Annotated in this window: 28 protein-coding genes; 14 read left to right on the forward strand and 14 right to left on the reverse strand. The window is 66.5% G+C overall.

Annotation, left to right across the window (positions count from 1 at the left end; all coding sequences use genetic code 11):
• Positions 1-453: 453 nt before the first annotated feature.
• From ACIQLF_RS01160 to ACIQLF_RS01180, 5 genes are all read left to right on the forward strand, one after another.
• Complete coding sequence (locus tag ACIQLF_RS01160) at positions 454-1575, forward strand: ABC transporter substrate-binding protein (protein WP_400293754.1); 1122 nt, start codon at positions 454-456, stop codon at positions 1573-1575.
• The gene (locus ACIQLF_RS01165; RefSeq protein ID WP_400293755.1) at positions 1572-2381 is read left to right on the forward strand and encodes an ABC transporter ATP-binding protein; all 810 of its coding nucleotides are present in this window, start codon (positions 1572-1574) and stop codon (positions 2379-2381) included. Before ACIQLF_RS01160 ends, ACIQLF_RS01165 begins: the two co-directional genes overlap by 4 nt.
• Entirely contained in the window at positions 2374-3264 is an 891-nt protein-coding gene (locus ACIQLF_RS01170) for an ABC transporter permease (protein ID WP_400293756.1), read from the forward strand. Before ACIQLF_RS01165 ends, ACIQLF_RS01170 begins: the two co-directional genes overlap by 8 nt.
• Before the next feature lie 132 nt (positions 3265-3396).
• Positions 3397-4764, forward strand: coding sequence for an NtaA/DmoA family FMN-dependent monooxygenase (locus ACIQLF_RS01175; protein ID WP_400293757.1), 1368 nt, complete (start codon positions 3397-3399; stop codon positions 4762-4764).
• Between the two features lie 11 nt (positions 4765-4775).
• Positions 4776-5651 (forward strand): ribokinase, encoded by an 876-nt coding sequence (locus ACIQLF_RS01180; RefSeq protein ID WP_400293758.1) that lies wholly within the window; start codon positions 4776-4778, stop codon positions 5649-5651.
• Between the two features lie 123 nt (positions 5652-5774).
• Here ACIQLF_RS01180 and ACIQLF_RS01185 read toward each other — a convergent pair whose 3' ends face one another.
• On the reverse strand, positions 5775-6419 hold the full coding sequence (locus tag ACIQLF_RS01185) for a PadR family transcriptional regulator (RefSeq protein WP_400293759.1): 645 nt from the start codon (positions 6417-6419) through the stop codon (positions 5775-5777).
• 142 nt (positions 6420-6561) lie between these two features.
• On the opposite strand from ACIQLF_RS01185, the gene ACIQLF_RS01190 reads away from it, so the two are divergent.
• Both ACIQLF_RS01190 and ACIQLF_RS01195 read left to right on the forward strand, forming a co-directional pair.
• Complete coding sequence (locus tag ACIQLF_RS01190) at positions 6562-7068, forward strand: flavin reductase family protein (RefSeq protein ID WP_400293760.1); 507 nt, start codon at positions 6562-6564, stop codon at positions 7066-7068.
• Between the two features lie 31 nt (positions 7069-7099).
• Positions 7100-7522 carry a riboflavin kinase gene (locus ACIQLF_RS01195; protein ID WP_400293761.1) on the forward strand — a complete coding sequence of 141 codons (423 nt, stop codon included), beginning with the start codon at positions 7100-7102 and terminating at the stop codon, positions 7520-7522.
• A 115-nt stretch (positions 7523-7637) separates the two neighbouring features.
• Here the strand turns inward: ACIQLF_RS01195 and ACIQLF_RS01200 are convergent, their stop codons facing one another.
• Positions 7638-8060, reverse strand: a complete 423-nt coding sequence (locus ACIQLF_RS01200; protein ID WP_400293762.1) for a VOC family protein — start codon at positions 8058-8060, stop codon at positions 7638-7640.
• Positions 8061-8259: 199 nt separating this feature from the next.
• Here ACIQLF_RS01200 and ACIQLF_RS01205 point away from each other — a divergent pair, with 199 nt between their 5' ends.
• Entirely contained in the window at positions 8260-9570 is a 1311-nt protein-coding gene (locus ACIQLF_RS01205) for a GAF domain-containing protein (protein ID WP_400293763.1), read from the forward strand.
• Between the two features lie 40 nt (positions 9571-9610).
• Here ACIQLF_RS01205 and ACIQLF_RS01210 read toward each other — a convergent pair whose 3' ends face one another.
• A complete protein-coding gene (locus ACIQLF_RS01210; RefSeq protein WP_400293764.1) occupies positions 9611-10276 on the reverse strand; it encodes a GAP family protein in 666 nt (221 codons plus the stop codon).
• A gap of 237 nt (positions 10277-10513) precedes the next feature.
• On the opposite strand from ACIQLF_RS01210, the gene ACIQLF_RS01215 reads away from it, so the two are divergent.
• From ACIQLF_RS01215 to ACIQLF_RS01225, 3 genes are all read left to right on the forward strand, one after another.
• Entirely contained in the window at positions 10514-12037 is a 1524-nt protein-coding gene (locus ACIQLF_RS01215; protein ID WP_400293765.1) for an aldehyde dehydrogenase family protein, read from the forward strand.
• Between the two features lie 178 nt (positions 12038-12215).
• The gene (gene adhP / locus ACIQLF_RS01220) at positions 12216-13247 is read left to right on the forward strand and encodes an alcohol dehydrogenase AdhP (RefSeq protein WP_400293766.1); all 1032 of its coding nucleotides are present in this window, start codon (positions 12216-12218) and stop codon (positions 13245-13247) included.
• Between the two features lie 128 nt (positions 13248-13375).
• Entirely contained in the window at positions 13376-13789 is a 414-nt protein-coding gene (locus tag ACIQLF_RS01225) for a DUF779 domain-containing protein (RefSeq protein ID WP_400293767.1), read from the forward strand.
• Here the strand turns inward: ACIQLF_RS01225 and ACIQLF_RS01230 are convergent.
• Positions 13786-14229 (reverse strand): pyrimidine dimer DNA glycosylase/endonuclease V, encoded by a 444-nt coding sequence (locus tag ACIQLF_RS01230; RefSeq protein ID WP_400293768.1) that lies wholly within the window; start codon positions 14227-14229, stop codon positions 13786-13788. The genes ACIQLF_RS01225 and ACIQLF_RS01230 overlap by 4 nt on opposite strands.
• 81 nt (positions 14230-14310) lie before the next feature.
• On the opposite strand from ACIQLF_RS01230, the gene ACIQLF_RS01235 reads away from it, so the two are divergent.
• Positions 14311-14754 carry an acyl-CoA thioesterase gene (locus ACIQLF_RS01235; protein WP_400293769.1) on the forward strand — a complete coding sequence of 148 codons (444 nt, stop codon included), beginning with the start codon at positions 14311-14313 and terminating at the stop codon, positions 14752-14754.
• Between the two features lie 5 nt (positions 14755-14759).
• Here the strand turns inward: ACIQLF_RS01235 and ACIQLF_RS01240 are convergent, their stop codons facing one another.
• Positions 14760-16259 (reverse strand): SulP family inorganic anion transporter, encoded by a 1500-nt coding sequence (locus ACIQLF_RS01240; RefSeq protein ID WP_400293770.1) that lies wholly within the window; start codon positions 16257-16259, stop codon positions 14760-14762.
• A gap of 251 nt (positions 16260-16510) precedes the next feature.
• Between ACIQLF_RS01240 and ACIQLF_RS01245 the strand changes: the two genes are divergently transcribed.
• Entirely contained in the window at positions 16511-17308 is a 798-nt protein-coding gene (locus tag ACIQLF_RS01245) for a dioxygenase (protein WP_400293771.1), read from the forward strand.
• A 27-nt stretch (positions 17309-17335) separates the two neighbouring features.
• Here the strand turns inward: ACIQLF_RS01245 and ACIQLF_RS01250 are convergent, their stop codons facing one another.
• Together ACIQLF_RS01250 and ACIQLF_RS01255 are read right to left on the reverse strand one after the other, a co-directional pair.
• Positions 17336-17929 carry a GNAT family N-acetyltransferase gene (locus ACIQLF_RS01250; RefSeq protein ID WP_400293772.1) on the reverse strand — a complete coding sequence of 198 codons (594 nt, stop codon included), beginning with the start codon at positions 17927-17929 and terminating at the stop codon, positions 17336-17338.
• Between the two features lie 167 nt (positions 17930-18096).
• Entirely contained in the window at positions 18097-18978 is an 882-nt protein-coding gene (locus ACIQLF_RS01255; RefSeq protein ID WP_400293773.1) for an SDR family oxidoreductase, read from the reverse strand.
• Between the two features lie 104 nt (positions 18979-19082).
• Between ACIQLF_RS01255 and ACIQLF_RS01260 the strand changes: the two genes are divergently transcribed.
• Positions 19083-19448, forward strand: a complete 366-nt coding sequence (locus ACIQLF_RS01260) for a winged helix-turn-helix transcriptional regulator (RefSeq protein ID WP_400293774.1) — start codon at positions 19083-19085, stop codon at positions 19446-19448.
• 21 nt (positions 19449-19469) lie between these two features.
• Here ACIQLF_RS01260 and ACIQLF_RS01265 read toward each other — a convergent pair whose 3' ends face one another.
• From ACIQLF_RS01265 to ACIQLF_RS01295, 7 genes are all read right to left on the reverse strand, one after another.
• Positions 19470-20429 (reverse strand): D-2-hydroxyacid dehydrogenase family protein, encoded by a 960-nt coding sequence (locus ACIQLF_RS01265; RefSeq protein WP_400293775.1) that lies wholly within the window; start codon positions 20427-20429, stop codon positions 19470-19472.
• 95 nt (positions 20430-20524) lie between these two features.
• Complete coding sequence (pcaC, locus tag ACIQLF_RS01270; protein ID WP_400293776.1) at positions 20525-20923, reverse strand: 4-carboxymuconolactone decarboxylase; 399 nt, start codon at positions 20921-20923, stop codon at positions 20525-20527.
• Positions 20920-21735, reverse strand: a complete 816-nt coding sequence (locus ACIQLF_RS01275; protein ID WP_400293777.1) for an alpha/beta fold hydrolase — start codon at positions 21733-21735, stop codon at positions 20920-20922. Before ACIQLF_RS01275 ends, pcaC begins: the two co-directional genes overlap by 4 nt.
• Positions 21732-23129, reverse strand: coding sequence for a lyase family protein (locus ACIQLF_RS01280; RefSeq protein WP_400293778.1), 1398 nt, complete (start codon positions 23127-23129; stop codon positions 21732-21734). Before ACIQLF_RS01280 ends, ACIQLF_RS01275 begins: the two co-directional genes overlap by 4 nt.
• Before the next feature lie 135 nt (positions 23130-23264).
• Positions 23265-23873, reverse strand: a complete 609-nt coding sequence (pcaG, locus tag ACIQLF_RS01285) for a protocatechuate 3,4-dioxygenase subunit alpha (protein ID WP_400293779.1) — start codon at positions 23871-23873, stop codon at positions 23265-23267.
• Positions 23873-24706 carry a protocatechuate 3,4-dioxygenase subunit beta gene (gene pcaH, locus ACIQLF_RS01290; RefSeq protein ID WP_400293780.1) on the reverse strand — a complete coding sequence of 278 codons (834 nt, stop codon included), beginning with the start codon at positions 24704-24706 and terminating at the stop codon, positions 23873-23875. The genes pcaG and pcaH overlap by 1 nt, the downstream gene beginning before the upstream one ends.
• Positions 24707-24767: 61 nt before the next feature.
• Positions 24768-25964: a 4-hydroxybenzoate 3-monooxygenase gene (locus ACIQLF_RS01295; protein WP_400293781.1), complete on the reverse strand. Its 1197-nt coding sequence runs from the start codon at positions 25962-25964 to the stop codon at positions 24768-24770.
• Positions 25965-26029 lie beyond the last annotated feature (65 nt).

Raw genomic sequence — 26029 nt, forward strand, 5'->3', positions numbered from 1 at the left:
CGTCATCCTTTTCTTTTTTTAAACCGGGCCTGACCCCCCCGGGCGCGGGGTTTTTCCACCCCCCCCCCCCCCCCCCCCCCACTTCTGCTTGGAGGGTGAAAGCCTGTCGCCGATCGACCACTTTCGCGGGCGAGTTTCTGCCCGTCCCGCACGATCCCACCCCGATTGCGGGCCCTGGACGATCCGGGCGGGCAATGCTCAAACTTAACTATGTTCGAGATGCCGAAAGACCGCTTAGCAATGCCGTGCGCCCGACGCCCCCGAAGGTCGATCTTCCTGCCGGATCTAGCCACTTTGATGGAAGAAATAGTGGTGTGCGAGCTCTCATGAAACCTGTATGGTTGCAAGCCAAAGTAATGTGATCTTGATTGCTCAAAAGTATAGACAAGTTTATCCATTCAAGTTTATGCTGACTGAAATGCCCCATCCGGACCTAGGAAGGAATTTCAACTCGTGAGCAATCTGCTGAAAAAGGACGCCCGCCGCCACAGTCTTCTCGTTGCCGGCGGCATCGCCGCGGCGCTTTCACTGAGCGCCTGCGGCGGTGGTGCACCCGCTGCAACGAAGCCATCCAACGCCGAGACAGTCCTCGACGACGCGGCCTGCCAGCGCAACAAGGATGCAGGAAAGATCACCTACATTTCCGGGTACGGCTATTCGGCCAGCGCTGGCCAGTTGGATGTTTTCCTGGCGAAGGAACTCGGCTACTTTGACGCATTGTGCCTCGACGTTGAGATCAATGCCTCCGGTGCCAACGGCCAGCAGCTCGTCTCCTCGGGCCAGGCCCAGTTCACCGCTCTGGGCTCCGCCTCGGACGTCATGCTCGCGGCGGCGAACAGCAAGAACCTGACGGCCGTCGCCACCTATGGCAGTGTTTCCCCGTTCTCGATCTTCGCCAACGAGAAGGTCGCCAGCCTCAAGGACCTCGAAGGCAAGAAGCTCGGCTACTTCATCAACCTCACACCGATAGCCTCCGCCATGCTCGATGCGGCGGGCGTGGATGTCTCGAAGGTCGAACTGATCAAGATGACCAACTATGATCCCACCGTCGTGACGCGCGGTCAGGTCGATGCGATCGTCGGATACGCCTCCAACCAGCCGCAGACGCTCAAGGCCATGAACCTGCCGTTCAAGGAATTCCTCCCCGCGGACCTGAACGTCAAGGGCACCTACAACGTGATGGAAGCCAACACCGAGTTCCTGACCAAGCACCGCGAAACCGCCTCCGACTTCATGCGCGCCTCGCTCAAGGCCCTGGACTACTGCCTGGAGAACGACGCCGACTGCCTGGATAGGATCAGCAAGCTTGCGGCGGACAACAACCAGGGATCGGCCTTCCCGCGCGAGCAGCTCGAGCGCACCTGGAACGTCGAATCCACGTGGGTCAAGAGCGACCCTGCCCTGAGCCCAGGAGTGCAGACCGCCGACCAGTGGGCCTCGGAATACGAGCTGGTGAAGAAGTACGGAAAGGTCGCCAGCGTTCCGCCCGTCACCGACATGATGGACACCACCCTGGTCGCGGACCTCTACAAGGACGGCGAGCTCATCTGGCCGGCCAAGAAGGCCGCGTCGTGAGCCTCGCACCAGGGACTTCCGAGCATGCGGGCGTGCAGATCAGTAACGTCTCCAAGAGTTTCGGTGCCGTGGGATCCAAGACCCTGGTGCTGGACGACGTCAGCATTACCATCAAGAAGGGCGAATTCGTCTCGGTGATCGGTCCCAGCGGCTGTGGCAAGTCCACGCTGCTGAAGATGATCGCCGGCCTGGGCGAGGCCGATTCCGGCGACGTCCTGGTGGACGGGACCTCCATCAAGGCCGCCACCAAGAACAAGATGATCGGCTTGGTCCCGCAGTCCCCGGCCCTGCTGCCGTGGCGCACGGTGCTGGACAACGTCACCCTGCCGATGTCGGTGAACCGCAAGGCCAACGCCGGCCGCACGCTGCGGGACCCCCGGGAGATCCTGGACTCGTTCGGGCTGGGGCATGCGCTGCACAAGTACCCCTCGCAGCTCTCCGGCGGCATGCAGCAGCGCGTCGCGATCGCCCGCGCCTTCGTCTTCGACCCGAGCGTGCTGCTCATGGACGAGCCGTTCTCCGCGCTCGACGAGATGAACCGCGACCAGCAGCGGCTGGGCCTGCTGGACTTTTGGCAGTCCAACCGCAAGACCGTGCTCTTCGTGACCCACTCGGTGCCCGAGGCCATCATGCTCTCGGACCGCATCATCGTGATGCAGGCGCACCCGGGCCGCATCGCCGAGGTCATCGACGTGGACCTGCCCCGCCCGCGTGATGCGGGCGTCTACGCGACCGACGAGTTCCGCGACCTCGAGGGCCGCGTCCGATCAACCCTGCACAACGTCATGGAGGTTGCCCGTGTCTGATGTACATACGGCCCAGGCCGCAACAAGAAGCGTCCCCCCGCTGTCGGACGGCGCGCGGGCCGGAATCCTGAAGGTCGACCCGCTGGCCGGGCAGCTCTCCGCCGGGGCGAGGTTCTCCAAGGCGTCCAGGTGGCGGCTGTGGGTCCCGCCGGCCATCACCTTCGTGGTGGTCGGGATGCTCTGGCAGGTCATCGCGCTTGCCAACCCCTACGTCATCCCGACCATCGGCGACATCTGGGCCAGCCTGGCCGGCGACCCGGACATGTACTGGAGCAACATGCTCGTCACGCTCCAGGAGGTCGTCATCGGCGCCGCCGCGGGCATCCTGATCGGTTTTGCCATCGCCGTGGTGATGGCCGAGTTCGAGATCATGGAACGCGCGGTCATGCCGCTCTTCGTGGTCATCATGGTCACCCCGATCGTGGCGATCGCCCCGGCGCTGGTGGTGGCCTTCGGCTTCGGGATGACGCCGAAGTACATCGTCACCGCGCTGGTGGTCTTCTTCCCGATGCTCGTCAACGCGCTGGCCGGCCTGCGCGACGTGGACCCGCGGACCATGGACGTCATGCGCACCCTGCACGCAAGCCGCTGGGAGATCTTCCGTGACCTGCGCCTGCCCGGCTGCATGCCGTTCGTCTTCGCCGGGCTGCGCGTGGCGCTTCCGCTGGCGATCGTGGGCGCCGCGGTGGCCGAGTTCGTGGCGGCCGGTCAGCAGGCGGGCCTCGGCTCGCTGGTGACGATCTCCGCCGCACAGGCCAACCTGCCGGTCGTCTGGGCCAGCATCGTGCTGCTCTGCCTCATGGGCGTCGGGCTCGTCGCCGTCCTGGCCCTGGTGCGCAAGAAGGTCCTGTGGTGGAGCGAGGGCAACGTCGTCGCCCGCTAGAGACCGCAACCAGGTAGACAGCATCCCCCGCTAAAGAACCCCATAAGAACGTCGCCCGGCAGAACTTCGTCTGCCAGGGTTCCCTTCCCGTGCCTTCGGGATCCGCCAAAATTTTTGATGAAGGGTAATGACATGAAACAGCTTCGCTTCGGCCTGTTCGAAAACGCCCAGGCCAACGACTCCGGAACCGCCACCTGGCGCCACCCGGAGAACGAGCGCGACCACTTCGACAACCTGGACTACTGGAAGAACATCGCCCGCATCTGCGAGGAAGCCCGCCTGGACTTCGTCTTCCTGGCCGATGCCTGGGGCTGGTCCGAGGTCAACGGCGAACGCCCGGAGATCTGCACGATCGAATCCCTGGACCTGCCGCGGCTGGACCCGGCGATCGTCGCCGCGGCCATGGTCTCGGCCACCACGGAGCTGGGCTTCGTGATCACCGGGTCGACGCTGATCGAACAGCCGTATTCCTTCGCCCGCCGCATGTCCAGCCTCGACCAGCTCTCCAACGGGCGCCTGGGCTGGAACGTCGTCACCACCGGCACCGCGGAGACCGCCGCCGCCGCGTTCGGCATCCCGATGGTCGCCCACGACGACCGCTACGACATGGCCGACGACTTCATGGAGGTCGTCTACAAGCTGTGGGAGGGCAGCTGGGAGCCCGACGCGCTGGAGCGGAACAAGGCAGGCCGCTTCGCCGACCCGGCCAAGGTCCACCGGATCAGCCACGAGGGGCCGTACTTCCGCTCCGAGGGCTACGGAAACACCTCCTATTCCCCGCAGGGCACCCCGGTGCTCTTCCAGGCCGGGTCCTCCGACCGCGGCCGCCAGTTCGGCGGGCGCCACGGCGAATGCATCTTCCTGGGAGGGTCTTCCGCGACCAAGATGGCGGGCCAGGTCAAGGCGATCCGCGACGAGGCCGTGGCCTCCGGCCGCGACGCGGATTCGGTGAAGCTGATGGCGGCCTTCTCCTGCGTCGTCGCCCCGACCCGCGAGGAGGCGCAGGCCAAGTACGAGTCCGTGCTCGCGGCCCAGGACCCCGCCGTCGCGGTGGCCTCCTACGCCATGTTCACCGGCCTGGACCTGTCCTCCTACGCCCCGGAAACCCCGATGGCGGAGCTGCGCACCGAGCTGTCGCAGACCCAGATCTCCCGCTTCGCCGACCTCACGGTGGGCGACGTGCTCAAGGACTGGCACGCCCACGGCGTGCGCAGCACCCCCGTCGTCGGTTCCCCGGAGGACGTGGCCGACGCGATCTGCGCGCTGGCGGAGACCGCCGACCTCGACGGGTTCCTGCTCACCCCGGTGATCCAGCCGGGGTCGACGCTCGACTTCGTCGAACTGGTCCTGCCGATCCTGCGCGCACGCGGCGTCGCCGCCTCCGACTACCAGGGCGCCACGCTGCGCGAGCGCCTCTTCGGCACCGACAGCCCGGTGCTGGGCGAAAACCACCCGGCCGCAAGCCACCGCGTGCAGCCGGCCGCCGTGCTGAACCACTAGGGCGAAAAGGCATGGGAGTCGTATGCGTGGTCGGCAGCATCAACCTTGACGTGATGGTGCGGGTCGACCGCAACCCCGAGGTCGGGGAGACGGTGCTCGGCGAGGCCGTCGCCCGGCTCCCCGGCGGCAAGGGCTTCAACCAGGCGGTCGCCGCCGGGCTCAGCGGCGCCGCCACGCGCTTTTGCGGCAGCGTGGGCGACGACCCCGACGGCGCGTTCCTGCGCATGGCCCTGCTGGACGCGGGGCTTGGCGACACGTTCCTGTCGGTGAGCAAGGACCTGCCGACGGGCATGGCCCACGTGGCCATGCTGCCCGAATCCGGGAACTCGATCATCGTCTCGCAGGGCGCCAACGCCGCGCTCTCCGCCCGTGCCGCGGCGACCGCCGTCGACGGCGCGGACGTGGTGCTGGCGCAGCTTGAGGTTCCCGCCTCGACGGTGGAGGTGGCGCTGGCCGCCGGCCGCGTGGCCGGCGCGCTGACGATCCTGAACGCCGCGCCGGCCACGGCCTTCAGCGAATCCCTGTTGGCATTCGTGGACGTGTTGGTGGTCAATGAGACGGAAGCCGAGGCGCTGGGCGGCGTCGATGCGCTGCTGGAAGCCGGCCCGAAGTCGGTCATTGTGACCCTGGGGTCACAGGGAGCATGGTGGAAAAGCCGGGCGGGCGACGACCTGCGGGTGCCGGCGTTTGCCGTCGACGCCGTGGACACCACAGGGGCCGGGGACGCCTTCTGCGGCGCGCTGGCGGCGGCCCTCGGGGACGGGGCATCGATTCCCGAGGCCATGGAACTGGCCTCGGCCGCCGGGGCCTTGGTGGCCATGGACCTGGGCGCGCAGACGGATAGGCTCAGCGTCGAATCGCTCGCCGAACTGGTGGCAACCCGCTAGCAGGGGGCGTCGTGAAGACTCCTAGGCGGGTCCGTTGCACAGCAGAAATGCCGGTCGTTGACGCTTCGCGAAGCGTCAACGACCGGCATTTTTGGCTGCCGCGGCGGCCGGGTCTGTGGTTCCTTAGGGGGTTGCGTCTGCAGGCTCCGGGGAGGCGTCCCCGGCCGGAGTTTCCTTGGGTTGAACGACCTTGGGTTTCTTGGTCTCCCCGGCGAACGTGTACTCACCCGCGCGCATGCGTTCGGAAAGTCCCCGGACCCATGTCTGTTCCCCGCGGAGCCGGCTGATGGAGAGCTCGAAGATCTCCCGGACGTAGGCGGGGGTGGACGTCGACCGGTGGACGTCCTCGATGCTGTATTTGTTGCTGGCGATCTTTGCGTCGATCTCACGCACGCGGTGGTCAAGGGCGGCAAGGACTTCCTCGCGGCTGAGCGCATACATGAACGACGTCAGCGCCATGACGGGCCCGATGTCGAAGGTCTCCACCGTCCACAAGGCCCCGCGGAGCAGGCGCAGGAACTCGACCTCACCCTCCGGGGTGATGCTGTAGGTGGTGCGCTCCGGCCGCTTGCCCTCGGACTCGGTCCCGGTTTCCTCGACGTAGCCGTCCTTCTTCAGGGAGCGCAAGGCGTTGTAGATCGAGCCCGGCTGGATGTTCGCCCACTCGTCCACATGCCACGTGAGCAACTCACGTCGCAGGAAGTAGCCATGCACTGGTTGGAACTGGTGCACCGCACCCAGCACCAGGAGACGCGTTGTGGTTGACATGGCTCCCATCGTAGTCAAAAAAGAAGCCAAAAAACATCGAGGCCGCACTTGTTAGGACGACAAATGCACAATAGTATTTTTCTAACTAGTCAAACTTGAATAAAAGTCCCGAGTATTCGTTGGATCGAGAAGGAGCCAGAAAATGTCGATACAGACAAACGCCGAGGGCGCACCCGACCAGCTTGCCCTGCGCCAGGCATTCTCGCTCTTCCCGACGGGCGTCGTTGCCGTTTGCTCGGTCGTGGATGAGGTTCCGGTTGGCATCGCGGTCAACTCCTTTACTTCCGTTTCGCTCGATCCGCCCTTGGTGGGGATCTGCGTTGCCAGGTCCTCCGCAACCTGGCCGGTCCTGGCCGACAGCAATCGGTTGGGTCTCAGCGTGCTTGGTTCGCACCAGGGCCAGCTGTGCAGGAGCCTGGCCTCGCGCAACGCCGACAGGTTCCTCGACGCTCCGTGGCGCGCCACCGACGCCGGGGCCGTTGTCATGGAAGGCGCGGCGCTATGGCTCGAATGCGAGGTGCGCTCGACCTTTGACGGTGGAGACCACGTGGTCGTCCTGCTGGAGGTCGTCAAGTCCGACCTGTTCCCAGACGTCACCCCGTTGGTGTTCCACCAGAGCAAGTTCCGTGAGCTGCAGATTGCCGAATGACCATCCAAGCTCCGCCGCGCGGGATCCTGCCGTGAACCGGCTGCCAGCAGCACCGGCCGGCACGCTCGTCCGGTTCTCCGGAGTCGTGGTCGGCGGCAACAAGCGCGGCCGGGTTCTGGGTTTCCCCACCGCGAACATCGAGGTCGATGCCGTGGCGGGAGCGTTGGAGGACGGCGTCTATGCCTGTCTGGTCTCCTTCCCGCCAGGAGCGGAAACATTCGGGGCAACCGTCAGCGTGGGCAACAACCCCACGTTCGGGGATGTGAAAGAGCAACGCGTTGAGGCATACGTCCACGACTTCGAGGGGGATCTCTACGGCAAAAGGATCGGCGTTCACGTGGTCGCATTCCTGCGCCCCACGGAACGCTTCGACACCGTGGAAGAACTAATCAGGCAGACGAGCGACGACGTCGAGTGCGCGCGGGTCGTCCTGAGGGACCTGCTGGAGACCTAGTCAAGGGGACGCCAACGGGCGGCGGGGAAGTCGAGGTCAAGGGCGTGCGAGTGTCGGCGGTTACGCGTGCTTCGAAACCGCCGGCACTCTCAATTGTTCGGGGAAAGTATCTCCGCTATTCCCCGTCGGCACCAAAAGCCGACATGTCCATCCAGCCGACTTCCCACTCGTGTCCGTCGGGATCCAGGAACGCCACCGAGTACATGCCCGGCATTTCCTCGGAAGCCTCTCGGTAGATCGTGCCGCCGTGCGCGAGCGCGCGACTGGCGAACTCGTCGACCTCGGCGCGGCTCTCGCCACTGAGGGCATTGAGCACTTCGCGCCCGCCCGCACCGTAAGCGGGGGTGTCGCCGTTGCGCAGGAACGATTCGTAGAACCCCGCGGACAGGATCATGATCCAGCTGGTTTCCGTGATCATCCACGCACTGGCCACCTCATTTGAAAAATCCTCGTTCTTCTTGAATCCGAGGCCGGAGTAAAAGGCGTCCGATGCCGCGAGATCCTTCGTCGGAAGATTGATGAAAACCATGCGGTCCATGTGACCGCTCCCTTCTGTCGGGCTGGTGCCCTTGGCCGGGCCACAAGTTTGCCCGACACATACTCTGGCATGCGGGAAGGTCGCTGCCAAGGGTTCAAATGTGCCGGGATCTCACCTAGGCTGAATTAAACATTGCGATGGAGCCGTAGTGGACCGCGTCTCCAGGTGACCGCCATGAACCTGCCTCGAAAGGTAGAGAATGCCTCTGATTTCCCCGGCTTCGCAGTCGCACCAGCGTCGTGCGTTGAAAGCCCACGAGATTTTGGGTACAACCGACCTTCGAAATTCCGTCTTTCAATTGCGCGACGTCGTCAGGGAATCGTGGCTGCGCTCCATCGGGTTCCAGACGGAATCGACATCCACTGAACACACGGTGCTGGCCGACGGTGACCTGCATCAATTGCGCACCGACTCTCCGCTGCGTCTGGTGCTCCCCGTCTTCGACCGGCTTTTGCTGGAGCCGGCCCGGGACACGGGGTTGATCCTGGCGATCGGGGACCACACCGGCCGCCTGCTCTGGGTTAAGGGTGAAAGCCAAGTGCTCCGGCAGGCCGAATCCATGGCCTTTGTCCCGGGAGCCGACTGGTCCGAGCGCACGGTGGGAACATCGGCGCCGGGGACGGCCCTTGCCACGGGCACGGGAGTTCAGGTCTCGGGCGCCGAGCATTTCAACGAAATCGCACACACGTGGAGTTGCTCGGCGGTTCCCATCCACGCGCCCAGCACCGGCGAAGTGATCGGCGTGGTCGATCTGACCGGCGGGGAGGAAGCCGTTGCCCCGTATTCGCTGGCCCTGCTTAAGGCGGCGGTGGCCGCAGCGGAATCCGAGCTTCGCTGGCAGCAGGAACGAGTCGAGCCGCCCGCCGCAGGGCGCAGCGTTTTTGCCGTTCCCGAACGGCGAGCCGGCAAGGATTCCGATTCCCTGTTGCGACTTATGCCGGCCACCGGTCCCTCTGTGGTTCGCGGGACCGAAAACCTGGAGCTCAGCACCAGGCATGCGGAGCTCTTGACGCTGCTGAGCTGGCATCCGCGAGGGCTCAGCGGCGAAGAACTCGTTGACCTGTTGCATGTGAACCCGGATGCCGCGGACCTCGGAACCCTGCGCGCGGAGCTGGTGCGGCTGCGCAAGCTGCTCTCCGGCTTTGACGATTCCCTGGTGCCGCTCTCACGTCCCTACCGCCTGGCTAAGGTTCCGCGCAGCGATGCACGCGAAGTGCTGAAGGCCATCGAGTCGGGCGCTCTGGACGCCGCCCTGGAGCACTACGAGGGGCCGGTGCTTGAACGTTCGAGCGCGCCGGGCATCGAGGCGATCCGCGTGGAGGTGTTTGCCGCGCTGCGCCAGGCGATGCTGCAGGACGGCAACGAACAGCAATTGCTGCGTTTCCTGCAGGCTCCGGAAACGATCGGCGACGAAGAGCTGCTGAGCACCACGTTGCAGGTGTTGCCGGCGCGTTCGCCGCACCGAGCGCTGATCGTTGCCTCGCTCGAGCGGTTGGAAGCGAACGAGTAACCGTTCCCGACATGCTGCGGGGAACTCGCGGACGACGTCGCTAGAGGTAGGTCAATCCGTCGCTGATGAGCACGACGCCCAAGGCCAGCAGCACCACGCCCACCACCGTTGACTGGTGGCGCAACAACCAGGCTTGAACGGAACCCAAGGCGCTCTGGGCGCGCTCGGGTGCAACGAGGTGCAGGATGACAGGCGCCAGAACGCTGACACCGGACAACACCGTGTAGATCAACATCAGGACGATGACGGCCCCGGGCTCTTGGTGCGCTGCCCCGATCGAGATCGCCGCACCCAGGGTGAAGGTCAGCTCCTTCGGGTTGATGACGGTCAACACAAAGCCCATCCCGAAGGCGCGCGGCGCCGAAATCGTTTCGAGGCTCGACATCCAACCCGGCACCTTGGGTTCCGTGTCCGCCTGCGGCCGCTTGTGCCACTTTCGCACGGCCACATAGATGAGCCCCAAACCAAGCAGGATCTTCAGCAGACCGCCGAACACCGTTGCTTCCCGCGACTCCGGCATGGCCTCGGCCGCAAGCGTCAGGACGGTGAGCATCACCGCGATGCCGATCAGGCGCCCTGTCATGAACCCCAGGCTGCGCCCGGTGCCGTTGGCGGAAAGCACCAGGAAAACGATCGCGATCAAGGGCAACGGGCTGAGCATCATGCCGAGCGCGAGGGGCAGGAATTCGCCGATGGCAGTGAGCATGCGGGGCACTTCGCTTTCGTTGGCGCTCTTGAAGCAGGTTCTTGATGATCTCCCGGGGCAAAACCGAACACAAGCCTCCGGCGGGCGCGAACGGCAAACCTGCCCGCTCGGGCCTTGCCAACCCGCGGGTTTCCACGGGTGCAACCTGGCCCGCGGAGGCATGCAACGTTGCCGCAACGTCCATGTGAGTAGGCTCACACATGGTAGTGAAAACCCCTCGAAATCCAAGGAGACACCATGACTGTCTACGCAAACCCGAACACCGAAGGATCCCTCGTTCACTTCAAGACTCGATACGACCACTACATCGGTGGGCAATGGGTGGCTCCGATCAAGGGGCAGTATTTCGAAAACATCACCCCGGTCACCGGCAAGGGCTTCTGTGAGGTCGGCCGCGGCACCGCCGAGGACATCGAGGCGGCAATCGACGCAGCGGAGGCAGCGGCGGGCCCGTGGGGCAAGACCAGTCCGGCCGCTCGCGCGGTGGTCCTGAACAAGATCGCCGACCGCATCGAGGAAAACCTGGAAATGCTCGCCGTCGCCGAAACCTGGGACAACGGCAAGGCGGTGCGCGAGACCATCAACGCCGACCTTCCGCTGGCCATCGACCACTTCCGCTACTTCGCCGGCTGCATCCGCGCCCAGGAGGGCGGACTCTCACAGCTCGACGACAACACCACCTCCTACCACTTCCACGAGCCGCTCGGCGTGGTCGGCCAGATCATCCCGTGGAATTTCCCAATCCTCATGGCCGTCTGGAAGCTCGCCCCGGCCCTCGCCGCGGGCAATGCCATCGTCCTGAAGCCGGCCGAGCAGACCCCCGTCTCCATCCTGGTCCTCATGGAACTGATCGGCGACCTGCTTCCGGCCGGCGTGCTGAACGTCGTCAACGGCTTCGGCGTGGAGGCGGGCAAGCCGCTGGCCTCCAACAAGCGCATCCGCAAGATCGCGTTCACCGGCGAGACCACCACGGGCCGCCTGATCATGCAGTACGCCTCCGAGAACCTCATCCCGGTCACCCTGGAGCTCGGCGGCAAGTCCCCGAACATCTTCTTCGAGGACATCGCGGCCAAGGACGACGCGTTCTACGACAAGGCCCAGGAGGGCTTCACCATGTTCGCGCTGAACCAGGGCGAGGTCTGCACCTGCCCGTCGCGCGCCCTGGTGCAGGACTCCATCTACGACACCTTCCTGCCGGACGTCATCAAGCGCACCGAGGCCATCAAGCAGGGCAACCCGCTGGACACCGACACCATGATGGGTGCCCAGGCCTCCAACGACCAGCTGGAAAAGATCCTCTCCTACCTGGACATCGGCAAGGCCGAGGGCGCCAAGGTGCTCACCGGCGGCGGCCGCGCCGAGCTCGGCGGGGACCTGGAGGGCGGCTACTACGTGCAGCCGACCATCTTCGAGGGACACAACAAGATGCGCATCTTCCAGGAGGAGATCTTCGGCCCGGTCGTCTCGGTGGCCCGCTTCACCGACTACGACCACGCCATCGAGATCGCCAACGACACCCTGTACGGGCTGGGCTCGGGCGTGTGGAGCCGCAACGGCAACACCGCCTACCGTGCCGGCCGCGACATCCAGGCCGGCCGCGTCTGGGTCAACCAGTACCACGCCTACCCGGCGCACTCGGCGTTCGGCGGCTACAAGTCCTCGGGCATCGGGCGTGAGAACCACAAGATGATGCTCGACCACTACCAGCAGACCAAGAACCTGCTTGTCTCCTACTCGGAGGACAAGCTCGGCTTCTTCTAAACCGCAATTTTCCCCGGGACGCAGGCCAACAACCTCATCCCTTGCCCGTCTGCGTCCCGGGGGACCAAACGCCATTTTCCGATCCACACCATCAACACCACCGGGCGCGCCGCGGGCGCAACGAGGCTTCCCTTGGCGCGCCCGAAAACGACAACGACTCAAGCAAAGGAACATCTCTATGGGCACCATGCGAGCAGCCATCGTCAACACGTTCGGCGAAGAACTACAGGTCGGCACCGTGCCGATCCCGGAACCGGGCCCCGGCCAGGCCCTGGTCAAGGTCATCGCCTCCGGCGTCTGCCACACCGACCTGCACGCCGCGCACGGCGACTGGCCGGTCAAGCCGAGCCTTCCGCTGATCCCGGGCCACGAGGGCGTCGGCAACGTGGTGAAGATCGGTCCGGGCGTCACCGAGGTGAAGGTCGGCGACCTGGTGGGCAACGCCTGGCTGGCCAGCGCCTGCGGCAGCTGCGAATTCTGCCGCACCGGCTGGGAAACCCTCTGCGAGTCACAGCAGAACGGCGGCTATTCGGTCGACGGCTCCTTCGGCGAATACATGCTCGTCGACGCGAAGTTCGCCGCCCACATCCCGGAGGGCACGAACCCGTACGAGATCGCCCCGGTGCTCTGCGCCGGCGTGACCGTCTACAAGGGGCTCAAGCAGACGGAGGTGAAGCCGGGCCAGTGGGTCGTCATCTCCGGCATCGGCGGCCTGGGCCACATCGCCGTGCAGTACGCGGTGGCCATGGGCATGCGCGTTGCCGCCGTGGACGTGGCCGACGAAAAGCTGGACCTGGCCCGCAGCCACGGCGCCGAGGTCACGGTCAACGCGTTCGCCGAGGACCCGGCCGAGGCCATCCAGAGGGCGACCGGCGGCGCCCACGGCGTGCTGGTCACCGCCGTGCACCCGGCTGCGTTCGGCCAGGCCATCAACATGACCCGCCGCGGCGGGACCATCGTGTTCAACGGCCTGCCGCCGGGGGAGTTCCCGGCGCCGATCTTCGACATCGTGCTCAAGGGCCTGACCATCCGCGGCTCGATCGTCGGCACCCGCCAGGACATGATCGAGGCGCTGGACTTCTACGCCCGTGGCAAGATCAAGCCGACCATCCAGACCCGCCCGCTCGAGGACGTGAACGCGGTCTTCGACGAGATGCTCCACGCAAAGATCGACGGCCGCGTGGTCATCGACTACGTCGGGCAAAAGTAGGACACTTGGCCTAACTCGGGCCAAGCCACCAGGTCAGCATCGAGGTCCGGCACCACCGTCATGGAGCGGCGCCGGGCCTCGGCGCTTGGGAGAGTCGTTCCGCCTCGGCGGGGACAAGGGAGCACATCATGGAAACCGCCATCGAATCGGCCTCGGCCATTCCCGGGGAGGAATTCTCCCGGGTGGCAATGAACGAGGAAGCCGCGGACCTCCTGCGTCTGCTCTGGCACCGGCACGGGCCGCTGATGTTCCACCAGTCCGGCGGCTGCTGCGACGGCTCCTCGCCCATGTGCTTCCCTGCCGGCGAATTCAAGACGGGGGACTCGGACATCCGGCTGGGCGTCTTCACCCTGCCCGATGCCGACGGCAGTGCGCTGGGCACCATCGACTTCTGGATGAGCCGCGAGCAGTTCGAGTACTGGAAGCACACCAAGCTGACCATCGACGTGGTGCCCGGGCGCGGGTCCGGGTTCTCCGTGGAGGCGCCGGAGGGCAAGCGCTTCCTGATCCGCAGCGAGATCATCGAGTTCCCGACGGCCTAGTTCGAGGGGCGTTCCCAGGACTCGATGTCCCCGGGGACCGCCTCGAAGAGAGGATGCAGGGCGGGCGGATCCTCGGCGGCGAGCATGGCTTCGCGATGGCTGTCGCGCACCGCGAGCTTGGCCAGCAGGTGCTCCCGCTCGTAGGCAACCTGCCCGCTGGTCACGGGAAGCCGGGGCTCTTCGCTCTCAAGTGGCGGGCGCAGGATCAAACCCCGGTTGAAGTTGTAGCCACGGGCGTCGGCCTCCAGGGCGAGAATCTCCAGATAGGTTCCGACCGTCGCAAGCGGGTCGGCCGTGGCGCGGAAGCGTTCCAGCTGCGGGTGGTTTCGGTATCCGGTGGTCCCGCCGGCCAGCACCTTTTGTGCCAGCAGGGTTTCCCGCCAGCACGCCAGCAGCCCCTTGGTGTCGAGGTAACGCGGGTGCAGGCTCCAAAGACGCATCTGCCCAGACTATCGGCGCGATGCGGCCACCGGCGCTTAATCTTCTGCGCGCTTGGCCCCGGCTCTGGTGCAATGGGGGTCATGAGTGAAAACAACACCGCGGGCACCTCGGGACCCGTCGACATGGAATTGCAGTTGCGCTGGTCCGACGAGGACGCGCTGGGGCACGTGAACAACGCCCGCGTCGTCACGCTGATGGAGGAGGCCCGCATCCGCTGGACCCAGCCACGGGGCTCATCCGGCCGCTTCCCCTTCGGCACGGTCGTTGCCTCGCTGCAGCTGAATTACCTGCGTCCGGTGTACTACCAGCCGACGATGACCATCCAGCTTTCCGTGGTGCGCATCGGCACCAAGTCGTTCTCCCTGCGTCACGTGGGAATCCAGGACGGGCAGCCGGTCTTCGACGGCACCTCGGTGATGGTTCCGCTGGCGGAGGACAAGGTCTCCAGCCGTGCGCTCAACGACCTCGAACGCGCCTGGCTCGAGGGTGCGTTCGTCGAGGTCGAGGCCAAGGCCCGGGCCTAGCCCGGCTAGCCCAGGTGTCCGGCCATGCGTTCATGCATGGCGGCACTGGCCTCGTTCATCCCGACGATGCTGACCGTTTTGCCCCGGCCCGCGTACTTGGCGGTGATCGCCTCCAATGCTGCGATCGTCGAGACATCCCAGAGGTGGGATTCCTTCATGTCGATCACGACGTTCGCCGGGTCCAGCGCGTACTCGAACTGCGTGTACAGGTCGTTGGACGAGGCGAAGAACAGCTCGCCGTGGATCTTGTAGGTGACGGTGTCGCCGCTCGGGTCCAGGCGGCGCTCCACCGTGGCGAAGTGGGCGACCCTCCGGGCGAAGAGCACCATCGCGGAGAGCACTCCCAGGCCCACGCCGATCGCGAGGTTGTGCGAGAAGACGGTCGCCACCACGGTGATCACCATGACCGCGGTTTCGCTCTTGGGCATGCGGCGCAGGGACGAGGGGCGGATGCCGTGCCAGTCGAAGGTCGCCACCGACACGAAGATCATCACCGCCACCAGCGCGGCCATCGGGATCAGCGAGACCATGTCGCCGAACACCACCACGAGCACCAGCAGGAAGACGCCGGCCAGGAACGTCGAGATGCGCGTCCGGGCGCCGGAGCCCTTCACGTTGACCATGGTCTGGCCGATCATCGCGCAACCGCCCATGCCGCCGAAGAACCCGGTGACCAGGTTGGCCACGCCCTGACCCCAGGCCTCGCGGGTCTTGTTCGAGCGGGTGTCGGTCACGTCGTCGACGAGTTTCGCCGTCATCAGGGATTCAAGCAGCCCCACGAAGGCCACCGCCAGCGCGTAGGGGGCGATGATCTTGAGGGTCTCGAAAGTGAGCGGGACCTGCGGCTGGAAGAGTGCGGGCAGGCTGTCCGGCAGTGCGCCTTTGTCCCCGACCGTGGGAACCACGGTGCCGCTGAGCACCGTGATGAGCGTGAGCACCACGATCGCCACCAACGGTGCCGGGACCGCGGTGGTCAGCCTCGGCAGCCCGAAGATGATGGCCAGCGCCAGGGCCAGCAGCGGGTAGACGAGCCACGGCACATTGACCAGCTCCGGGAGCTGGGCGATGAACACCAGGATCGCCAGCGCATTGACGAAGCCGACCATGACCTGGCGCGGGATGAAGCGCATGAGCTTTGCGACGCCGAGTACCGCCAGCAGGATCTGGAAGACCCCGGCCAGCAGGATCGCCGCCACCAGGTAGTGGATCCCGTGGCTTGCCACCAGCGGGGCGATGACCAGGGCGACGGCACCCGTCGCCGCGGAAATCATTGCGGGCCGTCCGCCGGTGAACGCGATGGTCACGGCCATGGTGAACGCCGAGAAAAGTCCCACGCGCGGGTCGACCCCGGCAATGACCGAAAACGCGATGGCCTCCGGGATCAGCGCGAGCGCCACCACCAGGCCGCCGAGAATTTCGATGCCGAGCAGCCGGGGGTGGCGCAGCGTGCGCAGCACCGACTGGCGTTCCTCGGGCGTCGGCGCGGTCGCGGTCAGGGATGGCATGAGTGGTGTCCGTTCGAGAATTGGTTCCTGCACGTAGTCGCCGGCGGGGGCCTCGTCTGCGGGAAGAACGGGCAGAGTTCCGGGCGCGGTCGCACTACGGGGGTTAGGCCCAATACTAAGGGAGTCGCTGGGCTCTCGCTTTACTCGGTGTCAGAGGTGGCGGTGTTTTTCGTCTCCGGCCGTGCCGCGGGTCGACAAACATTCGATCCATAATGCTTGAAGCATCAACCAAATGGGTTTACGCTGGACTCATGACTGCTTCAGCCGACCGCCCTCCGGTGCTCTTCCTCTCCCACGGTGCGCCGCCGCTTGCCGACGACGCCACCTGGACCGCCGAACTGGCGGCATGGTCGGGGGCCATGGAGAAGCCCAGGGACATCCTGATGATCTCCGCGCACTGGGAAAATGCGCCGGTGACGCTGAGCGCCACCCACAGCAAGCAGGAGCTGGTCTACGACTTCTGGGGCTTCCCGCAGCACTACTACGACGTGCGCTACGACGCCCCGATGGCACCGGACCTGGCGGACGAGGTCGCCCGACTGACCGGCACGCAGGGCCACCACGTGGAACGCGACGAAACCCGCGGGCTGGACCACGGTGCCTACGTCCCGCTCAAGGAGATGTTCCCCGACGCGGACGTCCCGGTGGTGCAGATGTCCATGCCCACGCTTGATCCGCAGGGCCTGTTTGAGCTCGGGCAGACGCTGGCCCCGCTGCGCGACCGCGGCACCATGATCATCGGCTCCGGGTTCACCACGCACAACCTGCGCTGGTTCAACCCCGCCGCCGGCGCGGACACGGCGCCGCCGGTGGCATCGAGCGAATTCGACCACTGGGCGCAGGAAGCCATGGCCCGCGGCGACGTGGACTCCATCCTCGACTTCCTGCACAAGGCCCCGGCCGCGCGGGAGGCACACCCGCGCTCGGAACACTGGGCGCCGCTCTATGTCGCACTCGGCGCGGCCTATGCATCCGGTGGCATCGAGGCCAAGACGGCTATCGACGGCTTCTGGTACGGGCTCTCCAAGCGGTCCTGGTCGCTCACCTAGGAATCGAGGCGCGGCCCGGGATCGAGGTCAGAGGTTGCGGCGCATGATCAGTCGCGGCATCCTGCCTGCCACCGCATCGGTGGTGCCGATGACCCGGAACCCGGCGCGCTCGAACATGGCCCGGGTGCCCACGAACGCCATCGTGGTGTCCATGCGCCCCTCCGGGTCCACGGGGTGGGCCTCGACGGCCGGCGCCCCGCGGGATGCCGCATAGTCGAGCGCACCCTGCAGCAGGTGTTCGGTGACGCCCTGTCTGCGGTGGCCGCTGCGCACCACGACGCAGATGATGCTCCACACCGGCACCCCGTCCGCCGGCCGGATGAGTTTTGAGGCCGCCAGGCGCGGGATCTCGGCGCGCGGGCCGATGCTGCACCAACCGACCGGGACGCCGTTGCGATAGGTGAGCACCCCGGGCGGGTTTTCCCGCTCGCAGAGCCTGCGCATGGCCGTCTCTCGGCTTCCGTCGCCCAGCTCGTCGATGCCCTTGGCGCCCAGCCGGTGGGACAGGCACCAGCAGTGCATGTCCCTGCGGGTCGGGTTGATGACGTCGGCAAAGTCCTCGAACCTATCTGCGGTGACTGGATGGGTCTGCCACTCGGAGCCCGGCACGTTCTGGGTCATATGCTAATTCTGCCGCCGGCTACCACTCCAGGCCAGAGAAACTCCGTGACGCCTTGTGGGTTCGAGGCAACGGCCGGCCGTGGAGCGGAAACGCTGCTGCCCAACTCCCCGGAGGGGCGCCGGGCAGCAGCGGAAACCGCAATCAAGCCAACTGTGGCACTCGGCCGTTAGGCTCCCTTGGCGGCGAACTCGCCGGCCGCCGCCCGAACCGCCTCGCCCAGGGTGGTGGCGGGGCGTCCAAGGGCGGTTGCCAAGTCGTTGCCCGGCACGAGCAGTTCGCCGCGGGAGATGCCACGGTCACTGTCGGCCAGGATCCGGGCAAAGGGCTCTGGCACCCCGGCGCCCACCAGCAGTCGTGCGAAGTCCGCCTCCGGCAGGTCCTGGTAGGTCACGCTCTGGCCGGTTGCGGCGCTGACCTCGCGGGCCAGGTCCTCGAGGGATATTGCCTCGTCGCCGCCCAGCTCGTGGACGGTGCCGGCTTGGTCCTCGGCCAGCAGGATCGCCGCGGCGGCCTCGGCCAGGTCCGCCCGGGTTGCGGCGCTGACGCGCCCCGCAGCCGCGCTGCCGAAGACCGAGCCGTGCTGCAGGTAGCCGCCGAGCTGGTCGGTGTAGTTCTCCAGGTACCAGCCGTTGCGCAGCATGGCGAAGGGAACCCCGGAGCCGCGCAGCGCCTTCTCTGTTGCCTGATGGTCTGCGGCCAGGGCCATGGTGCTGGTGTCCGCATTGGCGATGCTGGTGTAGGCCAGGAGCTCGACGCCCGCATCCTTGGCGGCCTCGATAACGTTCAGGTGCTGGGGCACCCGCTGCGAGCCGGGCTCGTTGCCGGAGACCAGCAGCACCTTGTCGACCCCGGTCATGGCCTCGCGCACGGATACCGGGTCGGAGTAGTCAAGCGTGCGGGTCCGGACGCCCAGCCCGGCAAGTTCTTCGAGCTTGGCGGCGTTTCGGCCTGCCGCCACGATCTTCCCGGCGGGGACGTTGCGCTCGAGCAGGGATTCGACGACGAGTCGGCCGAGCTGGCCGGTGGCACCTGTAATGAGAATGGTCATGGGGTATTCCTTTCGAGGATCAACTGAACTTCCTCTCATCACAACTGAGCACCAATTCAATTACTTCCCAAAAGAGAGTACGCACTTTGAAGTAAGCTGCTTTCATGTCGGTAACCACCAGTCCCCAAGCGTCGCCCAACCCGACCCCGGTTTTCGAGGCAGGCTGCCCGAGCCGGACGGTCCTTGACCACGTCACCAGCAAATGGGGCGTCCTGATCCTGGTCTCGCTGGCGCAGGGGCCGTTGCGCTGGAGCGAATTGCGCCGCCGCGCCGAGGGCATCAGCGAAAAGATGCTCGCGCAGACGCTGAAAATCCTTGAAGCCGACGGCTTCATCCACCGCGAGGCCCAGCCCGTCATTCCTCCACGCGTCGACTACAGCCTCACCGAACTGGGACAAGGACTGGTACAACAGCTGATGCCGCTGGTCGTCTGGATCAGCGAACACGCCGACGACATCGTCAACGGCTAGGTCACCTCCGGCTCGCGGGCCTCAGTTCAAGACGTTCACGGGTGCCCCGGCCGCCCAAGCCGCAATGTCCTCGACCGCGCCGGTGTAGAAAATCCTGAACTGGTCTTCCGTCACGTAGCCCACGTGCGGGGTGGCGATCACCCCGGGGGTCTGCAGCAGCCGATTGCCCGCGGGTAGGGGTTCGACGTCGAACACGTCGAGGGCCGCCAACACCGGTGCGCCGGTGCCGAGGGCCGCAACCAGCGCATCCTCGTCGATCATGGGGCTCCGCGAGGTGTTCACCAGGATCGAGCCGGGTTTCATCAACGCCAGTTGCCTCTCGCCGACCACCTTGGTGGTGCGCTCGGAGAGCTTCAGGTGGATGGTGAGCACATCGCTTTCGGCGAAGAGCCCGTCCTGGTCGACCCATTCGACCCCGGCCTCGGCGGCGCGCTCCGTGGTCAGGTTCTGGCTGTGGGCGATGACCCGCATCCCGAAGGCCTGCCCGATCCGGGCGACCTGGCTGCCCAGGTTGCCCAGGCCGTAGACCCCGAGCGTCTTTCCCGACAGCCCGGTGCCCAGGGTCTGCTGCCACGGCTGGGAGACCGGGCGCGGCCGGGACGCCGAGAACAGTTCAACATCAAGCCGTCGTGCGGCTGCCAGGATCAGCGCCCAGGTGTGTTCGGCTGCGGCCGTCGGGCTTCCCGCGGTCCCGCACACAGCGATGCCCAGCTCCCGCGTCGCGTCCAGATCGATGGAGGCGTTGCGCATGCCGGTGGTGACCAGCAGCTTGAGATTCGGCAGGTTCCGCAGCCGGGCGCCGGTGAACGGCGTGCGTTCGCGCATGGCCACGATGACGTCGAAGTCCTGCAGGGCACGGCAGACCGCGTCGTCGTCATGCCCGAGGAAATCGGTGAAGAACGTGGCTTCGCCGGGCAGCGAATCCCAATCGGCCAGGGATCGGGCGGCATTCTGGTAGTCATCGAGGATCGCTATGCGCATGGCTTCATCCTAGGAGCTGGTCCGTGCACGACGGGATTTCGGGTCGTCACAAATCGGCACCCTGCCTCGATCGTGGCACAACGGGAGTGCGGCGCCTATTTGCCCTCGTATTCGGCCAGCACGGCCTTGCCGATCTTGAACGCGGTGTTGGCTGCGGGAATCGAGCAGTAGATGGCCGACTGCATAAAGACTTCCTTGATCTCGTCGGCCGTCATGCCGTTGCGCAGGGCCGCGTGCACGTGCATTTCCAGCTCTTCCCAGTAGCCGCCGGCGATCAGCGCGGTCAGCGTGATGGCGCTGCGGGTGGTCCGCGGCAACCCGTCGCGGGTCCAGATGGTGCCCCACGCGAAGCGGGTGATCATTTCCTGGAACTCGTCGGTGAAGTCGGTGGAGTTCGCGGTGGCGCGGGCGACGTGTTCGGTGCCCAGGACCTGCTTGCGGACGTCGAGCCCGGCGTCGTAGGTGTCGCCGGGCAGGCGTGCGGAATCGGTCATGCGATTTTCTCCTGGGAAACGGAAGCGAAGAATTCAACGAGCAGTGCGGAGGTTGCCGCGGGGTCCTCGGCCGGGGCGAGGTGCGCGACGGTGTCGATGACTGCCGCACGGGCGTTGGGGGCGTGTTCGGCGATGAATTCGGCGTTGGCCGGCGGGCACACCGCATCGTGGGCCCCGGCGATGGCCAGGATCGGGTCGTGCATGCCGCCGAGGGCCTCGCGCACATCGAAGCCGCCCAGAGCGGCGCAGGCATGGGCGTAGGAGAAGCGGTCGGCGTCCTGCAAGTTGTGCAGCAGGTTCGTGGAGGCGACGGGATTGGCCTCGATGAAGCCGGGGGCGAACCAGCGTTCGGCCGAACCGGTCATGACCACAGGGGTGCCGGCCGTGGCGACGAGTTCCGCGCGCTCGGCCCAGCCCTCCGGGGTGCCGATCTTGGCGGCGGAGCAGATCACCGAAAGCCCGGCGAAGGTGCCGGGGAAGTCGTGGGCCAATTTCAGCGCGGTGGCGCCGCCGATCGAAACACCCGCGTAGAACAGCGTGGAGTCGTCCGCGATGACCCCGTCGACGCGCAGCGCATCGATCATGGCCACGACGCCCGCGGCAAGATCTCCCATGGAGAAGTCCTCGGTGGAGGGGGCGCTTTCCCCGTGGCCGGGAAGGTCCCAGGCGACGAGCTGGAAGTGCTCCTCGAGGTAGGGGACCGCCGGGCCCCAGAGAGCCAGGGAGCCGGTGCCCAGCGAGGGGCCCAGGATCAGCGTCGGCAGCTGCGGCGCGGAGTTGAAGAGGGACGGGGTCAGCATGGGGATGCTCATGATTCCTTCCAGGCCGAGAAGTCGGCGCAAATTCGGTTGATGATGCTGCCTGTTGCACCCAGGTATTCCAGCGGGTCAAGCAGCGAAGCCAGTTGGGCGTCGGAGAAGTCTTCGACGGGCAGCGCGGCGCGCAGCAGTGCGCGCAGGGTTTCGCAGGTGCCCAGCGAGGAACGCACCAGCGCCTGGACCCGGTCCTTGCCCAGCAGCGGGGCCAGCACCGTGGAGACGCGCTCGGAAACCAGCAGGTCCCCGGACAGCGCCATGTTCCGGGCCAGTGCGTCCGGGTGGACCTGCAGGCCCTCGGTCAAGGTTGCCGCGTGTGCGGCGGCGCCCCCGGCCAGCCGAAGCAGTTCGCGCAGGGCCGCCCATTCGGTGTGCCAGCCGCCGTCCGGGCGCTCGTCCACGGCGGTGCCCGCAGCGAGGAAGAGGGAGGAAACGTGCGCGGGGGCGGCGAGTGCTGCATTGCGCAGCAGCACCGAAAGCACGGGGTTCTGCTTCTGCGGCATGGCCGAGGACCCGCCCTTGCCCTCCTCGCGGGGTTCGGACACCTCGGCGATCTCGGGGCGGGAGGCGGTGAGCACGTCCGCGCCCATGGAACCGAGTGCCGCGACGAGCGCGGCGAGCGTGGAACCGAGTTCCACCACGGGGGTGCGGTTGGTGTGCCACGGCGCGACGGGATCCTCGAGACCCAGCTCGGCGGCAAGCTCCGCGGTGAGCGCGTGGATTTTTTCGTCAAGCTCGTCGCCCGTTGCCTGCGGGTCCAGTTCGCCGAGCTTTTGCTTCAGCGAGGCCAGGGTTCCCACGGCGCCGCCCCACTGCAGCGGCAGGGAGACCTGTTCGAGGCCGCGGGCGGAGGCGGTGAGTGCCGAAAGCCAGTTGGCCGCGCGCAGCCCGAAGGTGGTGGGCAGCGCATGCTGGGTCAGCGAGCGCGCAACGGCCGGTGTCTTGGCATGCTCGGTGGCCAGCCGCGCAAGTGCTGTTCCGGCCCGGCGGGCCTCGGCCAACACCAACGTGCGGGTGCGGGACGCCATCAGCTGCAGTGCGCTGTCGATAATGTCCTGGCTGGTGGCCCCGCGGTGCAGCGCGGAAGATGCGCCGGCCGGAGCGCCAGCCTCGGCGAGTTGCTTGCGCATCATGCCCAGCAGCGGGATGAGTGCGTTGGCGCCGTCGGGTCCGCGCTCGGCCAAGGCGGCCAGGTCGTAGAGCTCGACCCGGGCAACCGCGGTGATGGCCTCGGCGTCCTCGGCGGTGCAGATTCCTGCCTTGGCCTGGACGCGCGCCCACGCGGCCTCAACGTCCAGCATGGCCTGCGCAAAGGCAGCGTCGGAGGCGGTGGTGGCGGCGGGAGTTGCCGCCCAGGCGGGGTTCAGTAGACCGAAGTCGGGCTGGTGCATGGGGATGGGGGTCTTCCCTTCCGTGGGAGAACGTGTGGGGGAGGAACTGTTGGGCGCCAAACCCCCGGAGCCACGACCCACGCTACCTCCCCGGTCGGGGAGGTAGCGCAAGCGTTGGAGTCCGGGGTGTCGTGCCTAGGACTCGCGCGGGTAGGCGAGGAAGACGGTCTCGTCCTCGCCCTGCAGCGACACGTCGAAGCGCAATCCGCCGTCTACCTCGCGGGTGGCGATCAGCGTCTTGCGCCGGTCCTCGGGCAGCGAGGCCAGCAGCGGGTCGGCCGCCAGCGCCGCGGTGTCCTCCGGCAGGTAGATGCGGGTGAACAGGCGGTTGAGCAGGCCGCGGGCGAAGACCGTGAGCATGATGAACGGCGCCTTGCCGGTCTCCGTGGCGCCGGGGTTCAGCGTGGTGAACGTGTAGTGCCCGACGTTGTCCACCGCGGTGCGGCCCCAGCCGGTGAAGGTGTAGCCGTCGCGCACCAGCGAGCCGTCCTTGGACACGACGTTGCCGTCCTCGTCGGCCTGCCAGATTTCCAGCAGCGCGTCGGGGATGACGGTGCCGTTGCCGTCGGTGACGACACCGTGCAGGCGGATGGAACCGGTGCGGGCCTGGTTGACCAGCTCGTTGTCCTTCTCAAAGGGCAGCGCGTAGCCGTAGAACGGGCCGATGGTCTGCCCCGGGGTCGGGGTGAGCTTCAGCGCCGGGGCCGCGGTGTTCGCCGCGACGGCGTTGGATGTCGCAGTCATTAGTGGTCTCCCTCTTCGTCTTCCATCCAGGTGCGGTTGGACCCGGTGAGCACGATGTCCCAGTTGTATCCGGTGGCCCATTCGTGGCTGGTGATCGAGTGGTCGTAGGTGGCCACCAAGCGGTCGCGGGCCTCCTGGTCGGTGATCGCCTGGTAGATCGGGTCCAGGGAGAACAGCGGGTCGCCCGGGAAGTACATCTGGGTGATCATGCGTTGGGTGAAGTCGGTGCCGAAGAGCGAGAAGTGGATGTGCGCCGGGCGCCACGCGTTGTGGTGGTTCTTCCACGGGTAGGGCGCCGGCTTGATGGTGGTGAACCTGTACTCGCCGTTGGGCCCGGTGATGGCCCGGCCCACGCCGGTGAAGTTCGGGTCGATCGGGGCGGGGTGCTGGTCGCGCTTGTGGATGTAGCGTCCGGCGGCGTTGGCCTGCCAGATCTCGACCAGCTGGCCGGCCACCGGGCGGCCGTCGCCGTCCAGCACGCGTCCCTGGACCACGATGCGCTCGCCGATCGGCTCGCCGTTGTGTTGGATGGTCAGGTCCGATTCCAGGGCGTGCACGTCGCGCTCGCCGAAGGCGGGAGAGTACAGCTCGATGGTCTCGGGATCCACGTGGTGCAGGTTCTTGGTGGGGTGGCGCAGCAGGGACGAGCGGTACGGCGCGAAGTCGATGCGCGGCTGCGTCTCGGCCTTGACTCCGTCGACGACCGACTGGCGGTAGGCGGCGTGGATGTCGGTGATTTCCGCGGAAATCGCTTCCTGCGACAGCGCGGTGGCTGCAGGATCCAGCACGTGCGAATCGTTGAAGGACTCGTTCAGGGTGGTTTCGGTGCTCACTTCGTGCTCCTTTCGATGTGGCATAAGGGTGTGGTGGGGGAGGGGAAGCGGCAGGCAGGGCCTAGCCGTGCGGCCAGCCGGTGTAGGACTCGGCCAGGTACTGCTGGCCGAAGCGCGAGGACGTGACGGTCTCGAGTTCGCCCAGCGCGCGCTTGGCCATGAACGGGTCCGCGTTGACCGGGGTGTGCAGCATGGAGGTCATCCAGTAGGAGAAGTTCTGCGCCTTCCACACGCGCTTCAGGGCCTTGTCCGAGTAGCCGTGCAGCAGCGTCTCGTTCTTGGTCGCGTAGAACGAATCGAGAGCCTCGAAGAGCACCCGGACGTCGGCGAAGGCCAGGTTCAGGCCCTTGGCGCCGGTCGGCGGGACCGTGTGCCCGGCGTCGCCGATCAGGAAAAGCCGGCCGTGGGAGAGTGGTTCGCGCACGAACGAGCGGAACTTCAGCACGCTCTTGTCGAAGATCGGCCCGGTCTTCAGTTCGAATCCGTCCGGCCCGTCGACGCGGCGCTGCAGCTCGGTCCAGATGCGGTCCTCGGACCAGTCGTCGGTGTTTTCGTTCGGGTCGCACTGGAAGTACATGCGCTGCACGGTCTCGGAGCGCTGGGAGATCAGCGCGAAGCCGTGCGGGGAGTTCGCGTAGATGAGTTCGGGGGAGGACTTTGGCGCCTCGGTGAGGATGCCGAACCAGGCGAACGGGTACTCGATCTTGAAGTCCTGGCGGTTGGTCTCCGGGATCTGCCGGCGGCAGAAGGAGCGCGAGCCGTCGGCGCCGACCAGCACGTCGCAGTGCACCTCGAACTCGGTGCCCTCGGCGTCGGTGAAGCGGAACTTCGGGGTGTCGGTCTCCAGGTCCAGCAGCTCGGTGACCTCCGCGGAGAAGCGCACGTCGCCGCCGTCGAGTTCGCGGGCGGCGGCAAGGTCGACGAAAACCTCGTTCTGCGCGTAGAGCGTGACGGTTGCGTCCACGAGTTCGGTGAAGTCCAGCGGGTGCGATTCGCCGTTGAAGCGCAGGTCGATTCCGGCATGCTCGTCGCCGTGGGTGAGCACTCGGCCGTTGATGCCCGAGTCGACGAGCATCTTCACCGCCTGTGCCTCGAGGATGCCCGCCCGGTGGGTGTTGCGGATCGTCTCGTGGTCTCGCATCTCCACGACCAGGTTCTCGATCCCGGTCTTGGCGAGCAGGTGCGAGAGCATCAGGCCGGCGGGACCGCCGCCGACGACGCCGACCTGGGTCTTGATGATGGTGCGGGTAGCGGTCATGGCAAGCCGTTCCTTCGTGCTTGGGCGGAAATACTGGAAGTCTTGGACCAGTTTGTGGTGCCCGC

This window comes from Paeniglutamicibacter sp. NPDC091659 (assembly GCF_044756805.1).
Taxonomy (GTDB): Bacteria; Actinomycetota; Actinomycetes; order Actinomycetales; family Micrococcaceae; genus Paeniglutamicibacter.

Bases quoted from the DNA above. Each gene is read 5' to 3' on its own strand.
- ACIQLF_RS01175 (WP_400293757.1), top strand. From the start codon at position 3,397: ATGAAACAGCTTCGCTTCGGCCTGTTCGAAAACGCCCAGGCCAACGAC.
- ACIQLF_RS01180 (WP_400293758.1), top strand. From the start codon at position 4,776: ATGGGAGTCGTATGCGTGGTCGGCAGCATCAACCTTGACGTGATGGTG.
- ACIQLF_RS01185 (WP_400293759.1), bottom strand. From the start codon at position 6,419: ATGTCAACCACAACGCGTCTCCTGGTGCTGGGTGCGGTGCACCAGTTC.
- ACIQLF_RS01190 (WP_400293760.1), top strand. From the start codon at position 6,562: ATGTCGATACAGACAAACGCCGAGGGCGCACCCGACCAGCTTGCCCTG.
- ACIQLF_RS01200 (WP_400293762.1), bottom strand. From the start codon at position 8,060: ATGGACCGCATGGTTTTCATCAATCTTCCGACGAAGGATCTCGCGGCA.
- ACIQLF_RS01205 (WP_400293763.1), top strand. From the start codon at position 8,260: ATGCCTCTGATTTCCCCGGCTTCGCAGTCGCACCAGCGTCGTGCGTTG.
- ACIQLF_RS01210 (WP_400293764.1), bottom strand. From the start codon at position 10,276: ATGCTCACTGCCATCGGCGAATTCCTGCCCCTCGCGCTCGGCATGATG.
- ACIQLF_RS01215 (WP_400293765.1), top strand. From the start codon at position 10,514: ATGACTGTCTACGCAAACCCGAACACCGAAGGATCCCTCGTTCACTTC.
- adhP (WP_400293766.1), top strand. From the start codon at position 12,216: ATGGGCACCATGCGAGCAGCCATCGTCAACACGTTCGGCGAAGAACTA.
- ACIQLF_RS01225 (WP_400293767.1), top strand. From the start codon at position 13,376: ATGGAAACCGCCATCGAATCGGCCTCGGCCATTCCCGGGGAGGAATTC.
- ACIQLF_RS01230 (WP_400293768.1), bottom strand. From the start codon at position 14,229: ATGCGTCTTTGGAGCCTGCACCCGCGTTACCTCGACACCAAGGGGCTG.
- ACIQLF_RS01235 (WP_400293769.1), top strand. From the start codon at position 14,311: ATGAGTGAAAACAACACCGCGGGCACCTCGGGACCCGTCGACATGGAA.
- ACIQLF_RS01240 (WP_400293770.1), bottom strand. From the start codon at position 16,259: ATGCCATCCCTGACCGCGACCGCGCCGACGCCCGAGGAACGCCAGTCG.
- ACIQLF_RS01245 (WP_400293771.1), top strand. From the start codon at position 16,511: ATGACTGCTTCAGCCGACCGCCCTCCGGTGCTCTTCCTCTCCCACGGT.
- ACIQLF_RS01250 (WP_400293772.1), bottom strand. From the start codon at position 17,929: ATGACCCAGAACGTGCCGGGCTCCGAGTGGCAGACCCATCCAGTCACC.
- ACIQLF_RS01255 (WP_400293773.1), bottom strand. From the start codon at position 18,978: ATGACCATTCTCATTACAGGTGCCACCGGCCAGCTCGGCCGACTCGTC.
- ACIQLF_RS01260 (WP_400293774.1), top strand. From the start codon at position 19,083: ATGTCGGTAACCACCAGTCCCCAAGCGTCGCCCAACCCGACCCCGGTT.
- ACIQLF_RS01265 (WP_400293775.1), bottom strand. From the start codon at position 20,429: ATGCGCATAGCGATCCTCGATGACTACCAGAATGCCGCCCGATCCCTG.
- pcaC (WP_400293776.1), bottom strand. From the start codon at position 20,923: ATGACCGATTCCGCACGCCTGCCCGGCGACACCTACGACGCCGGGCTC.
- ACIQLF_RS01275 (WP_400293777.1), bottom strand. From the start codon at position 21,735: ATGAGCATCCCCATGCTGACCCCGTCCCTCTTCAACTCCGCGCCGCAG.
- ACIQLF_RS01280 (WP_400293778.1), bottom strand. From the start codon at position 23,129: ATGCACCAGCCCGACTTCGGTCTACTGAACCCCGCCTGGGCGGCAACT.
- pcaG (WP_400293779.1), bottom strand. From the start codon at position 23,873: ATGACTGCGACATCCAACGCCGTCGCGGCGAACACCGCGGCCCCGGCG.
- ACIQLF_RS01295 (WP_400293781.1), bottom strand. From the start codon at position 25,964: ATGACCGCTACCCGCACCATCATCAAGACCCAGGTCGGCGTCGTCGGC.